This is a genomic window from Mesorhizobium sp. B263B2A (assembly GCF_020165775.1).
In the GTDB taxonomy this organism is placed as follows: Bacteria; Pseudomonadota; Alphaproteobacteria; order Rhizobiales; family Rhizobiaceae; genus Mesorhizobium; species Mesorhizobium opportunistum.
Genome location: NZ_JAIUIU010000002.1, coordinates 241,486 through 255,084 on the forward strand (window position 1 = coordinate 241,486; position 13,599 = coordinate 255,084).

Genomic DNA, 13,599 nt, shown 5'->3' on the forward strand with positions numbered 1-13,599 from the left:
CGGGGCGCACGAGTGCCGGCGTCGGAGACGCCGAGCGCGTCACCAGTCCGGCGCGAATGCGTAGCCAACCGAGCGGACCGTCCGGATCACATCGCTTCCCACGGACGTCCGAAGCCTTTTGCGCAGCCTGGCGATATGAACGTCGACGCCCCGCACGTCGGTTGCGGCGGCATGTTCAGGCCACGCGGTCGCGACCAGTTCCTCGCGGCTGAAGACTTTGCCGGGTTGCGCCAAAAGGCTGCGCAAAAGCTTGAACTCGATCGGTGGCATCACGACTTCTTTTTGCCTGAAGAATGCCCGGTGGGTCTGCCGCTCCAGCCGGAAATCGCCCTGCACCAGCTCACCCGAGTCCGTTTCGCGCGATGGCTTGGCAAGGCCCGCTTTGCCATGCAGCCAGGCCAGAAGCTGTTCGGGGGCGAACGGCCGGGAAAATATCTCGTCGACCCCAGCCTTGATCAAGTCCAGATGCAGCTTGCCGGAACGCGGGGCGACCAGGCTCACGACCGGTGTCCCTTTCGTTGCGGCGCCAGACTTCAACCAGATGCACTGTTTGACCACGGCACGGTCGCCTGGATGGCAGTCCATGATCACGGCAAGCGGGGCTGCCGCCTCGATCGCGCGTGCGATTTCCCGTTCTCCCGTGATCAGCCGTATTTCGAAGCCAGCTACCGACAGTATGTGCCCGAAGACCAGGAAAAAATCCGGGTCCGTCGAGGAGATCAGGACCAGCGGCTTCATGAGTCCATCAACCGGGTTCGACACATCATATGGCTGACTACCGCGCTAATGGGCGCGATGACAATATGCCATGACGATCGACGCCTCGCTGGCTTTCCGCAAGTCCCTCTTATGAGCCTAGATGTTGTCGGCAAGTATGACGCCGCTGATGCCGTAAGCGCGGCGCGTCTGTTCGACAGCCTCGGGCGTGACATCGATCAACAGCGCGATGATGTCGCCATCGGGATGTTCCAGAGCTTCGCCGAGTTCGATCAGCGTCCAGCCAAGCGCGCGCAGCCGTTTTGGCCAGAATGTTTCGCATACCACGCTGATCTGTCGAATCCCCAGGCTCTGTGCGGTCTCGAGCAGACCGCAAAGAACGAAGCCGGCGAAGGGCGACGGGGCGCTTTGCATGCGCAGCGATGGAACGACGAAGAAACGCGTCCATTCGAAGATTTCAGCTGCTCTCGGAGGCGTGCCGCCGGCGAGACCCGGGAACACCTCGCTCATGAGATGCGGCTCCAGCGTCGGGACAAGACGGGAGCCGCCTACGATCTTGCCGTTGGTGTCAAGCGCCAGAACGTAAAGCGTATGCTCGTTGTCGAAGGCGTCGATCTCGATGTTGATAGGCCGTGCGACGGCGCGCCATCGCCTTTGCTTGACATAAATCTCGTAGCGTATCCGAAAGTAGCGCTCCAGGACTTTCCTGTAGTGCTTCCTGTTGTCCCAAGTGACCAGATGTATACGAACCATGACGCCTCCAGGCGGAGGGTCGTAGGAAAACGGATTTGCCGCACGTATGACGGTATTCAGGTATTGCTAAATCTGGATTTCCTGCCGTCGCAGCGCCTTGACGATGGCATGCGCGACATTGATCGCATCGAGCTTTGCTCGGATGTTGCGCTGATGGCTCTCAACCGTGTTCCTGGTAACGCCGAGGATACAAGCGATGTCATCGGTGGATTTGCCTTGCGCGCTCCACTCCAGGAGTTCGCGCTCACGCGCGGTCAAGGGCGTGGGCTCATAACCATCGCCGGGTGTTCCCAGCCCTGAGAGGCTCCGAAAAGTATGCACGCAAAGCGTTTCGATAAGGGGCATGGCGCTTGGCGGTACGTCCATCCGGTCACTCGCCATCGTGACGACCCCTGGCCCGGCCAATGGGACATGAATTGGGACGCAGATACCTTCTTTCATCCCGAACTCGGCCGCCTCGTCCATGACCAGCTTCGCGCGTGCAACCAGCCTTGCGACCGGCAGCTCGGCCCATCGGAAAGGCTCTGGCGAGTGCCGGCACTGGGCGACACAAGGATCGTGCAAAAAATACTCCTCGCTGACATAGCGATGATGCCATTCAGGAGACCAGCCATCAGCAAGAATCTCACGCTGCCAGTCGGTACCGTGCGGCACAGGCAGTCCGGTGATCAGAAAATTGCGCAGTCCGTAGCGTTCCATGGCCAAGCGGAACTCGTGAAGGATTGCTTCGGCCGACCGCGCAGTGTCGATCTTCGTGATCGCTCCAAAAAGATCGACAACAGTTTGGTTCTCCATCGGCAGACCTCAACCACAGTCAGGCCCTACCCCGCAGAACAACCTATGGCTGTCTAGGCGCCACCTTCAATGGGGCGTGCATCGAATGTACACTAGAGGAGTCAATCAGGTGCCACAAAGACGGGATAAAGTGAAAATCAGGACAGCACCCCATTTTGGAAGTCTGGCTTCAATCGTTCGACTTTGGTGTCGCCTGCTTCGTCACCCGAATAGCTCGCTTGCTTGCCGGGCTTGCTGAAACCAACTCTTGTGGCTCGACATTCAACGCCTTGGCCAAAATTTCGACTGTGTCCAGCGTGGCGTTGCGCCGCCCTGCCTCGACGCTGCTGATATAGGCGCGCGTGCGGCCCGAAACGAAAGACAACTGCTCCTGAGAGAGTTTTCGCTCTCTGCGAAGCCGCTGCACGTTCAGCCCAAAAACGCCGCGAAGTTTCATCCAACAACGGATGCTACGACGCGCACTATGGTGCGACACACTATAGTGCACATTCCGCATTGACAGCCGCGCCGCGGGCTGTTGAAACAACAAGCGAATTCATCGTTTCCTGAATAAGGAATAGCCATGGCGAGCCGGCCGATTCGCGACCTCGCGCACAACATGTCCGCGCATCTCTCAGGCGAGCTAAACCGACCGGACACAAGCCGGGTCCTGGAGTTCCTCTGCATCCGATGTGGTGCTTCCCACCCTGCCGATGTCACCATCGACTCCAAAGGCTGCGCGCGGTGCCAAGACACCGCGCCCGCAAATCTTGCGCCCGTCTATGCAGCCCCCCACCTCCATCCCTTTGACGGCGCCACCAGCTCGCGCTCGCTGTGGCGATTTGCGCATATGCTGCCTTGCACGGAAGCGGAGGCGGTGAGCCTCGGCGAGGGGCTGACACCTTTGCTTGCCGCGCCGCGCATCGGGGCGTTTCTCGGCGTGCCGGATCTTGCAATTAAGGACGAAGGCCGAAACCCGACCTGGTCGCACAAGGACCGCTTCTCGACGATCGCGGTCAGCGTGGCGCGCGCACGTGGCGCGAAGATCGTCGCGACCGCCTCATCGGGAAACGCCGGCGCTTCGCTGGCGGCCTACGCCGCTCGAGCGGGTCTCAAATGCGTCGTCACCACTTTCGCGGGGTCGTCCGGCGCGATGCTGGCGCAGATCCGAAAGTATGGCGCGACGGTCCTGCCGCTGGTCAGCAAAATGGACCGTTGGTCGCTGCTTGAACAGGCGGCTGCTCGTTACGACTGGTTCATCGCCTCGCCCTATCACGGTCCGGTCGTCGGCAGCCATCCACTCGGCATCGAGGGCTATAAGACGATCGCCTATGAGATCGTCGAGCAATCGAGTGGCACGGCGCCAGACTGGTGCGTCCTGCCGGTCTGCTATGGCGACGCCTTGTCCGGCGTGTGGGCCGGCTTTTGCGAGCTGTTCGCAGCAGGATCGATCGCGCGCTTGCCTCGGCTCGTCGCAGCGGAGGTGCATGGGTCGCTGGCGCACGCTCTTGCCAGTGGCGCCGATGCCTTGAGTGAACGCAAGATGCTCTTCGACAGCCTGGCCGTATCGATCGGCACGCCACGCAGCACCTTTCAGGCTCTGAAGGCGCTGCGCGAATCCGGCGGGCACGCCGTCCCCGTCAGCAATCACGGCCTGATCGCGATGCAGGAGCGCCTTGCACGGGACGAAGGGATCTTTGCCGAACTGGCGTCGGTCACGCCGCTGATGGCGATATCGACATTGAAGGAACAAGGTGTCATCGCGGCCTCAGACCGTGTCGTGGCCGTCGTGACAGCCAGCGGTCTCAAGGATCTCGATCGGTCCGCCGGATCGAACGAACACGACCACGTCTTCCAGACGACGGACGATGCCTGGCGCTGGCTCGACAAAGGCGGACTGGATCTCGCTTCATAGATTCTCCGCAGCGCCAACAGCCGGTGGCACGTCGCTTGCTTCGCGCGTTTTCAGCACATCGTCGAGACTGCGACGCAGCCAAAGAAAGCGCGTCCATTGTGTCTCCGCGGCCGGTGCGATGGTCGTCAGCGTCCTTGGCTCGGACAGTTCCTTGCAGGGCCAGCCAGGCAGAGCCGCGAGCCAGTTATCATTGTAGACAGTCTCGGCATGGCGATGGCCTTCATCAGGCATGATGACCGCCACTTGCGCATCCGGAAGGGTCGCTGCAATCCATTGCGCCACCAACGCGGCGGCGCCGCTGGTCGGCCCCATGAAGAGGCCGTGCTGGCGCAGCAAACGGTGCGCGCTCTTATACGCCGGGTAGGCGCCAACCCAATGGATCTCGTCGACAAGCTCATGCCTGACGTTTTTCGGCAGCACGCTGTTGCCCAAGCCACGCAGCATGCGCTTGCCGACCGGTTGGCCGAAAAGGATGCTGCGATGGGTATCGACGGCAAACACCGTCAGATGCGGAAAGACCGTTCGCAAAAACGAGGCGGTGCCGCATAGCGAGCCGCCCGTGCCGACGCAGCCGACCAGACAGTCAACCTTGCCCATTGCCCGGATGAAAAGTTCGGTCAGCCGCGCATAGGCAAGCCAGTTGCCCGCACTGTCGTATTGGCGGGTCCAGAAGCCATCCGGCTCCTTAGCCAGGATTTCCTGGAGGCGCTCCAGCCTGCCAGGCTGGTTGCCGTCTCCGCGCGGATCGTCAAGGGCGATGACCGTGGCGCCGATGCGCTCCAGGCGGGCTTTGTATTTGGCATCGATCAGCGTTGAAGCGGAAACGAGGGTCAGGCGGTAATCACGCGCCGCCGCCAGCAGCGCCACCGCCATGCCGAACGTGCCCGACGTCGTCTCGACAATGTGGGAGCCTGCCTTCAGTTCGCCATCCGACGCTGCGCGATCCAGAATGTAGCGGGCCGGCATCAGCTTCATCAGCGGAAACGCCGCGGCCACCAGATTTGGCGCCAGGCGCGCAAGGCGCGGGGTCTCAAGGTCCCTGAAATAGTCCACGTCGTAGGTCATGCTGTCCAGCCCTCTGCATTGACCAGATGGACCTCGACATCCTTGAAACCGGCACGCCGTATCTGCTGGGCGACCAGAGCCGCCCGCCGCTTCAGGTTCGGGGTGAAGAGATCGAAAATCAGACCGAACAACGAACCGCTATGGGCGACTTGCACCCCGCACGCTCCGGCGCGCCGGGCGATTTCGGCGATCTCCCCGAAGCCCTGTTTCGGCAAGTGCCGTTGACTGATCACCGCGCTGGCTGAGGCGGCACGTCCGAGAAGATAAGGATCCTGAAGGCGGACCGCCCGCGCCACCAGCGCCCGCAGCACGCCGAATTCCTGGATTTCGGCACTGTCGTAGCGTGCGGGCGGCAGCTGCAATGTGGCGACCGGAAGACCGCCATTTGCCTTGAACCCGACCAGGAGCAACGGCGGCAAGGAGCCTCCGAAATTTTCGATCACCGTGCCTTCGCGTTGCGCGAAAAGCACTGCGTGCTCATCGAATGCGATCGCGTCGCTGGCGCGCTCGGCAGCAACCGCCAGACGCCCGATGCTCGACGACCGCAGTTGGACGTTAACGGCTGCGGCGACAGCGCGAATGGAAGCGACAACGTCAGCCGTCGATGAGCCGTAGCCGTGCCCCACGGGGATCGAGCTTTGAAGCGTCAGCTCGCCGCTTCCCGTGACGTTCAGGAAATCGAGCGTGAGGCGCGCGGCTGCCGCCGCCTTGATCTTGTGATCGGGGCGGACAACGACCGCATCGCCGTCTCCCCTGGCAAAGCGCGCCTCCGATCTCAAGCCGGCAATCGGCAGCGTGACGAGCCCGCGATGAAGGCGCCCGCCATCATCCTTGAAGACGCCCTGGATGAGCTCGCCGTGATGCGCCATCGCCGTCGCTGTTCCCACCGCCAACCGCAGCGCTTCACGGCTCATGAGATCGCCGCCCTCAGCCATTTTCATCTCCCCCAGGCCATTTTGCCATGCCGGAAGATGGCGCCGACGATCGGCAGCCGCCCTCAAGGAATTCCGGTATTGACGGCTTCGATCGCACCAGCAGCCGCGAGGCGATGCTGGGGGACCGTCAGGCGGCCGAGCCAAGGTGCCTCAGCGGCCGGCCGGCTGATACAGATTGCGCCGCGGCCATGATACCTTGCGCATCGATCCCGTAGTGCCGGTAGAGATCCGCGATCGTACCGGTCTGGCCGAAATGCTCGACGCCGAGCGCGCGCGTGCGGTGGCCGTGGACCGACCCCAGCCAGGCGAGCGTTGCGGGATGTCCGTCCAACACCGTCACGATGGCGCATGAGGCCGGCAGGCCGGCCAGCAGGCGCTCGACATGACTGGTGGCGCGCGGATGGCCATACTGCCGCGCCCGCGCCGCGGCCGACCAGCCGGCGTTCAGCCGGTCGGCCGAGGTCACGGCAAGAAGCCCGACGTCGCGCCGGTCACCGGCCATCAACCCCAACGCCTGGGCCGCCTCCGGCGCGACCGCTCCCGAATAGGCGATCACCACAGCGGCATTCGGCCCGGGTTTGCGCAACCAGTAGGCGCCGTCGATGATGGCGCGCGCCAGCGGGTCCTCCATCTGTCGAGACGGTTGTTCGACCGATCGCGTTGAGAGCCTGAGATAGACCGAACCTCCCGTCTGATCGCGCAGCCAGCTATGGTCGTCAGGCTCGGCCTCGCCGGAGCGCTGCATGTAGTCGAATGCCCAACGCAGGATGACTGCCAGCTCGTCGACATAGGCCGGCTCGAATGTCGCCAAGCCGTCCTGCGCCATGCCGATCAGCGGCGTGGCGATCGACTGATGCGCTCCGCCCTCGGGCGCCAGCGTCACGCCGGAAGGCGTCGCCGCCAGGATGAAGCGCGCATCCTGATAGCAGGCATAGTTGAGCGCATCGAGGCCACGCTCGATGAAAGGGTCGTAGAGCGTTCCGACCGGAAGCAGGCGCTCGCCGTGAAGCGAGTGCGACAGACCCAGCGCCGACAGCATCGTGAAGAGGTTCATCTCCGAGATGCCCAGTTCGAAATGCTGACCCGACGGCGAAAACGTCCAGTTGAAGGTCGAGGGAATGCGTTCTTCACGAAAAACGTCCGCATGGACGCCGCGCGCGAACAGACCCCGCCTGTTGACCCAGGCGCCAAGATTGGTCGAGACTGTGACGTCGGGAGACGTGGTGACGACACGCTTTGCAAAATCGCTGTCTGACTTCGCGATCTCGTGCATCAAAAGGCCGAAACCCTGCTGTGTCGACATGGAGATTTGTGCGCTCCAGGGTATCTGCGCCGGCACGGACACGGCCGGGGCTTTGTGGCGGCGGTTAGCTGCCTGCGCGAAAGGCGACGACGCCAGATAGGACCGGATCGCGGCCTCATCGTATGCAAGGCCCTCAAACATCTCCCATTCACGTCCCTGGCGCACACCCATGCCTTGCCGCAGCGCCTCGACCTGCGCCGGCGTCATCAATCCGGCGTGATTGTCTTTGTGGCCGGCCAGCGGCAGGCCGAAGCCTTTGATCGTATAGGCGATGAAGCAGGTCGGACGATCATGCCCGCGCGCTTCCTCAAAGGCATCGATGATGCTCGCCAGATCATGGCCGCCGAGATTTGCCATCAAGGCGGCAAGGTCTTCGTCGCTGCGCTTCTCGATCAGGCGGCTGACCGGTCCCTGATCACCAAGGTCGTCCAGAAGACGCCGGCGCCATGCGGCGCCGCCCTGGAAGGTGAGCGCGGAATAGAGCTGATTGGGGCATGCGTCGATCCAGGACCGCAGCTTTTCGCCGCCCTCTTCCTCGAAGGCCGCCTGTTGCAATGTCCCATGTTTCAGGATCACCACATCCCAGCCGAAGTTGCGAAAGATGGCTTCGAAGCGCTGCCACAGGCCTTCGCGCACCACCGCATCCAGGCTCTGCCTGTTGTAGTCGACGACCCACCAGGTGTTGCGCAGGCCGTGCTTCCAGCCTTCGAGAAGGGCCTCGAAGATATTGCCTTCATCCATCTCTGCGTCGCCGAGAAGGGCGATCATCCGGCCTTCCGACTGGTCCGCATTCCAGCCTTTTGCCCTGACATAGTCCTGGACCAGCGAGGAGAACAGGGTCTGCGCCACGCCCAGTCCGACCGACCCGGTCGAGAAATCGACATCGTCGACATCCTTGGTTCGTGACGGGTAGGACTGCGCGCCGCGATAGCCGCGAAAGTTCTGCAGCTGCTTAAGCGTCTGCCTGCCGAACAGATACTGGATCGCATGAAAAACCGGGCTGGCATGCGGCTTGACGGCAACGCGGTCTTCAGGCCTGAGGATCTGGAAGTAGAGCGCCGTCATCAAGGTCGAGGCGGACGCCGACGACGCCTGATGGCCGCCGACCTTGAGCCCGTCCTCCGACCCGCGAACGTGATTGGCATGATGGATCATCCAGACAGCCAGCCACAGAACCTTGCGTTCAAGTTCGGAAAGGATCGTCATCATCGGCTCCCGTGAAATCGCGGCTCAACGATAGCGGCGTAGGCCTCTCAAAAGTGGCTATTCTTATGCACCCATATCAACGATATTGGCTGATCCAGCCAATAATGGCGCCCAGACGAGGGAAATGTGCCAAATCCGACGCTCGATGCAATCGACCTCAAAATCATCGCCGCGCTGCAGAAGAACGCCAAGGCGACGATGAACGAGCTTGCCGAAGCCGTCGGTCTTTCGCCTTCACCTTGCGCCCGGCGCGTGAGGCTCCTGGAGAGCGCCGGCGTCATCAAAGGTTACACCGTGGTCCTCGACCAGAAGAAGCTCGGCTTGCCGATCAGCGCTTTCGCGTCGATCAAGCTTGAGCGGCAACGCGAGGACGATCTCGACCGCTTCTCCCAGGCGGTGCTGCGCTGGCCGGAGGTTGTCGACTGCTATCTGATGACCGGCCAGCGGGACTACCTGATGCGCATCGTGGTGCGCGACCTCGAGGCCTATGAGCGGTTCATCAAGGACAAGCTGACGCGGCTGGACAACATCGCCTCGATCGAAAGCAGCTTCGCCCTCGGCCAGGTCAAGCGCTCGGAAGTCTTGCCCGTCTAATCGACCGGTTGTCTCGAACCATCGCCGCGGCAAGTGAGCGAGGGTGGGGCGCCCGCGTCAACCCAATTGCAACCCACGAACAAACGCCACAAGCGAGAGCCACTCGCTGCTGCGGTCGCAATACTTAATACATATTTTGTACATCTATATTGACGAATTGCCGTCTTCAAACGTAGCCTCGTGCGGCTGAGGCGGAACGCCTGCGCGCAACAACTCAATCTCACGGGAGGACTGCACTGATGAAATTTCGAGCCGGATCGGCCGCCTTTGGCCTGGCCTGCATCGCCTATGCCGCGCTTGCTGGATCTCTACTGCCGGCCGCGGCGGAGACCACAAAAGAACGCGTCTTGAAGGAAGGACGCATCGTCATCGGCATCCATAACCGCTCGCCATGGGGCTACAAGAAGGAGGGAACCGGCGAGCTGCTCGGCTGGCATCCGGATCTTCTCAGGGCTGCCTTTGCCGATCTCGGCGTCAAGCAGGTCGACTTCGAGGTCACCGAGTTCGGCGCCTTGATCCCTGGCCTGATGGCCGGCCGTTTCGATGCCGTCGCATCCGGCCTGTCGATAACGCCGGAGCGTTGTCAGCAGGTCGCCTTCGGCGCTCCCGACCTGAGGTCGGACGACGCGGCGATCGTGCTCGCCGGCAACCCCAAGGCGATCCATAGCTATGCGGATCTTGCCGAGAAATCCGACGCGATCATGGGCGGCGGCCGCGGCAGCAATGTCATCAAGAACGCCATCACCGAGGGCGTGCCGGAGGACCGCATCCTACAGTTCCCCGATATCGAGACCAACATCGCGGCACTGCGCGCCGGTCGCGTCGACGCGGCTCTGTTCTCTTCCCCGACGGTGATCGGGCTGCTGGCCGGCAACAAGAGCCCCGATCTGGAGCGCGCCAGCCCGTTCACGACGGACGCGAAGTCGATCAGCTACATCGCGATCGCGTTCAGGAAGGACGATGGCGATCTGCGCGACCTCTACAATCAGGGTCTGGCGAAAGTCATGTCGAACGGCATGATCGCCAACATCATGGCGAGGTACGGATTTGGCCCCGCGGAAAACGTGCCGCCAGGATTGACGACGTCGCAGCTGTGCGGAGCCGCCAACTGAACGCCATCAGCGACAGAACCGAGCTGGCATCAACAGCGCGGGCGGCGCCGCGCTAGCGCGGGCGGCGCCTCTGCCGACATGCCTTTCATCGTCATTCTGCGTCGCTGGATAGCATAACGTCTTCGGGGATTTCCTGCCGCAGGCTTGGCCGCTGGCGAGGCGCCTCCCAAGCGCGGCGACGAATGCCTCGTAGCGTTCGTTCGCCGTCGCTCGCGCCGCCTGCGCCATCGGTTCGGGCAAAGCGGGAGTCGTCGCCAACCAGACGCGGATAAAAACGGACAAGGTTTCCAGCGATGCTGGCATCGCGCTCCAGGCGCGCGATCACGGCATCTACGCGGCCACAAACTCTTATGTGCTGCCGCTCTCGCAGAGCCTCGCTGCCGAGGTCACGTCGAAGGGCGTCTATGTGCAGGCCTTGGTGGCCCGCGGCCACGCATGGAAATCTACGAACGCGCAGACGGGAGCAGCAGCAAGGTGCCCGACGTCGCGGCATGGGATGACTTCGAACAGGCACGTGGCTCCCTGGCTCAATTCTTCAGCAACTCACAACCGGCCGCAGGATATCGAGCCTGAAGCGTCTGGCCTCGTTATCTTATAGCAGGGTGCCGACAACTAACCCCCGGCAAGTAAGTACGGCTGCGCGCAATGCGTTCAATTGGGCCATTGTTAAATCAGCGCTCATTCCGGATTGGGACACGCGCTTTCTCAGCAGCGGCCTGCCTGACGGCATCCAGCACGTGCATTCCCGCTACCGCATCTTTGATTGGCCAAGGCTGCTTAATCTCACCCCTTATGGCGCGCGCGAACTCACGGACCTCTTCTTCATACTGATTTGCCGGCGCAAAGCGGATGACTTCGGCATCCTGGTCATAGATATCGTCACGCTTGCGCAGCTTGATGATCGTCTCTTGTGTTGCCGAGGGCCAGACGGCGACCGGGATTTCCATCCAGCCGTCGGTACCAATGACCATGACCCAGTGTGCCCATGCCTGCAGAAGGGCGCCGCTGAACAGAAGATTGCGATTGTCCGGAAATTCGAGCATGCCGGCGACAGCGATATCGACACCATCAGGCGCGAGCATTTCGAATGTCGCCGTCGCAGCGATCGGCTCGGCCTCGAAGAGGAAGCGGGCCGCCGTTATCGGATAGACGCCAACGTCTCCCAAGGCACCACCGCCGAGTTCCGGCTGGAACCTGATGTCCTGCGGATTGTCGTTCATCACACTGTAGGTTGCGTGAATCTGGGTGACGCGTCCGAGCCTGCCACCGCGGATGATCTCACGCGCGGCGAGCCATCGCGGATGATACCGGACCATGAAAGCCTCCGATATCTGCACACCTGTCTGGCGTTGAACCTCGGCCAGGCGCAGGGCGTCCGCCGCGTTCAAGGCAAGTGGTTTCTCGCACAAGACGTGCTTGCCAGCCCTCGCGGCGGCAATTGCATCGTCGACGTGCCGATTGTTCGGCGTCGGGATATAGAGGGCCTCAACCTCGTCGTCGTCCAGCAAGTGGGAGAGAGACGCATAGTGCTTCGAAATATCGAATTCCGTGGCGACGCGGGCCGCACGAGACGCGTCGCGTGAGCAGATGGCGACCACCTCACACTCCGGCACGGCTTTCATTGCCGGGATGACCCAGTCGCGGGCGATCTTCGCCGTCGACACAATCCCGAAACGGACCGGCTTCATCGTCTTGCTCTCCGTTGCATCTGAGGGAATCACGCGTTCGGACGCAGGCGAACGAATGTGGACTTCGCCTGCATGAATTCCAGCAACCCGTCAGGACCGTTTTCCCTGCCGAGCCCGCTGGACTTGCTGCCGCCGAATGGCAGCTGGGGGACCGTCTCAAGATAGGTGTTGACGTAAACGAACCCACTTTCAAGGGCGCTGGAGACCGCCATTGCGGTGTCGAGGTTGGAGGTCCAGACGCCGTTGGCCAAGCCGTAATGTGTCAGGTTGGCCAGCGCGATTGCCTCCGAAACATCCTTGAAAGTGGTAACCCCAAGCACGGGTCCGAATATCTCTTCCTTGAAGATCGTCATGTGCGGCTTGACGCCGCTGAAAATGGTCGGCTCGACGAAGCAGCCATTCCGCAATCCGACAGTCGTCGGCGCGCCGCCGCCGGTCACGAGCGTTGCGCCTTCCTGCCGCGCCTTTTCGATATAGTCGAGGACTTTCCGCTGATGCTGCCGGTGAATCAAGGGGCCGAGATCGGCATCGACATCGTCAGGCGTTCCGAGCTTCAGCATGCCAGCCTTTTCTGCCAGCCTGGCGACAAATTCCGAAGCAATGGTGTCCTGGACCAACAGCCTTCCACCGGCGCAACACTCCTCGCCCTGATTGATTGTGAAGGCTGCAAGCGCGCCGGCAACCGCCGCGTCGAGCTGCGCGTCAGCGAAGACGATGTTGGCGCCCTTGCCGCCGAGTTCAAGCGCCACCTTCTTCAGCGACTGGCCGGCGAGGCTAGCGATCTTGCGCCCGACGGCGGTGGACCCCGTAAAGGAGATCATGTCGATGTCCGGGTGCACGCACATGCTGTGGCCGACCACCTCGCCAGTGCCAGGCAGAACCGCAAGGACCCCGTCGGGAACCCCGGCATGTTTGGCCAGTCGCGCATATTCGAGTGCTGTACCCGCCGTGAGCTCCGACGGCTTGATCACGACGCAACATCCCGCAACAAGGGCATAGGGCAACTTTTGGAACAGCGTCACCGTGGGAAAATTCCAAGGAAGAATCATGCCGATGACGGGCAGTGGCTCATAGGTCACCAGGCCCAACTTCTCGGCGCCCTCGTGATTGATGACGCGGCCGGGAATGCTCCAGGCGAGCGATGCGGCATAACGCAGCAACTCTACCGACCACTCGATCTCGCCCCTGGCGGCTGCGATCGTTTTTCCGGCTTCATCGGCCTCGATACGGCTGAGCGTTGCGAGTTCCCCCACGATGAGGTCGGCCCAACGCAGCAGGATCTTCCCGCGCTCGCTCGCCGCAAGCCCCTTCCAACTACCCTTCTTGAACGTTTCCTTCGCGAGAATGACAGCACGGTCGAGTTCTATCTTCCCGGCGAGATGAACGCTGGCGACGATTTCGCCTGTGGACGGCGAGCTTCTGTCGAAGACGGTACTTTCCGCCGGCAATTCGGCAGCGCCATTTATCCAGATGCCGTATTCACGCTTGGTCATTTCAGAATCCCGATGAAGACCGGCAAGGCAGCAGATGCCTCGCG

Annotated in this window: 12 protein-coding genes and 1 pseudogene; 3 read left to right on the top strand and 10 right to left on the bottom strand. The window is 62.1% G+C overall.

The genetic code is table 11. From position 1 onward, the window contains the following. Positions 1-39: 39 nt before the first annotated feature. The 4 genes from LB568_RS06500 to LB568_RS06515 form a co-directional block, all read right to left on the bottom strand. On the bottom strand, positions 40-738 hold the full coding sequence (locus LB568_RS06500; protein WP_224729638.1) for a response regulator transcription factor: 699 nt from the start codon (positions 736-738) through the stop codon (positions 40-42). 117 nt (positions 739-855) lie between these two features. Continuing rightward, complete coding sequence (locus LB568_RS06505; RefSeq protein ID WP_224729639.1) at positions 856-1,470, bottom strand: acyl-homoserine-lactone synthase; 615 nt, start codon at positions 1,468-1,470, stop codon at positions 856-858. 66 nt (positions 1,471-1,536) lie between these two features. Continuing rightward, positions 1,537-2,265 carry a LuxR family transcriptional regulator gene (locus LB568_RS06510; protein WP_224729640.1) on the bottom strand — a complete coding sequence of 243 codons (729 nt, stop codon included), beginning with the start codon at positions 2,263-2,265 and terminating at the stop codon, positions 1,537-1,539. A gap of 169 nt (positions 2,266-2,434) precedes the next feature. Continuing rightward, on the bottom strand, positions 2,435-2,701 hold the full coding sequence (locus LB568_RS06515; protein WP_041164121.1) for a helix-turn-helix domain-containing protein: 267 nt from the start codon (positions 2,699-2,701) through the stop codon (positions 2,435-2,437). A gap of 126 nt (positions 2,702-2,827) precedes the next feature. Between LB568_RS06515 and LB568_RS06520 the strand changes: the two genes are divergently transcribed. Next, positions 2,828-4,159, top strand: coding sequence for a threonine synthase (locus tag LB568_RS06520; RefSeq protein ID WP_224729641.1), 1,332 nt, complete (start codon positions 2,828-2,830; stop codon positions 4,157-4,159). Here LB568_RS06520 and LB568_RS06525 read toward each other — a convergent pair. The 3 genes from LB568_RS06525 to LB568_RS06535 form a co-directional block, all read right to left on the bottom strand. After that, positions 4,154-5,224 (bottom strand): PLP-dependent cysteine synthase family protein, encoded by a 1,071-nt coding sequence (locus LB568_RS06525; protein WP_224729642.1) that lies wholly within the window; start codon positions 5,222-5,224, stop codon positions 4,154-4,156. The genes LB568_RS06520 and LB568_RS06525 overlap by 6 nt on opposite strands. Continuing rightward, complete coding sequence (locus LB568_RS06530) at positions 5,221-6,159, bottom strand: kinase (RefSeq protein WP_224729643.1); 939 nt, start codon at positions 6,157-6,159, stop codon at positions 5,221-5,223. The genes LB568_RS06525 and LB568_RS06530 overlap by 4 nt, the downstream gene beginning before the upstream one ends. Positions 6,160-6,286: 127 nt before the next feature. Next, the gene (locus LB568_RS06535) at positions 6,287-8,668 is read right to left on the bottom strand and encodes a transketolase (protein ID WP_224729644.1); all 2,382 of its coding nucleotides are present in this window, start codon (positions 8,666-8,668) and stop codon (positions 6,287-6,289) included. A 126-nt stretch (positions 8,669-8,794) separates the two neighbouring features. Between LB568_RS06535 and LB568_RS06540 the strand changes: the two genes are divergently transcribed. Then, positions 8,795-9,262, top strand: coding sequence for an Lrp/AsnC family transcriptional regulator (locus LB568_RS06540; protein ID WP_224620474.1), 468 nt, complete (start codon positions 8,795-8,797; stop codon positions 9,260-9,262). A gap of 239 nt (positions 9,263-9,501) precedes the next feature. Continuing rightward, positions 9,502-10,374 (top strand): ectoine/hydroxyectoine ABC transporter substrate-binding protein EhuB, encoded by an 873-nt coding sequence (ehuB, locus tag LB568_RS06545; protein ID WP_224620475.1) that lies wholly within the window; start codon positions 9,502-9,504, stop codon positions 10,372-10,374. Between the two features lie 91 nt (positions 10,375-10,465). Here ehuB and LB568_RS06550 read toward each other — a convergent pair. From LB568_RS06550 to LB568_RS06560, 3 genes and pseudogenes are all read right to left on the bottom strand, one after another. Continuing rightward, a pseudogene (locus LB568_RS06550) lies at positions 10,466-10,696 on the bottom strand (CopG family transcriptional regulator); the annotation flags it as partial. Positions 10,697-11,045: 349 nt separating this feature from the next. Further along, complete coding sequence (locus LB568_RS06555; RefSeq protein WP_224620476.1) at positions 11,046-12,062, bottom strand: Gfo/Idh/MocA family protein; 1,017 nt, start codon at positions 12,060-12,062, stop codon at positions 11,046-11,048. Positions 12,063-12,091: 29 nt separating this feature from the next. Next, positions 12,092-13,555, bottom strand: coding sequence for an aldehyde dehydrogenase family protein (locus tag LB568_RS06560; RefSeq protein WP_224620477.1), 1,464 nt, complete (start codon positions 13,553-13,555; stop codon positions 12,092-12,094). Positions 13,556-13,599 lie beyond the last annotated feature (44 nt).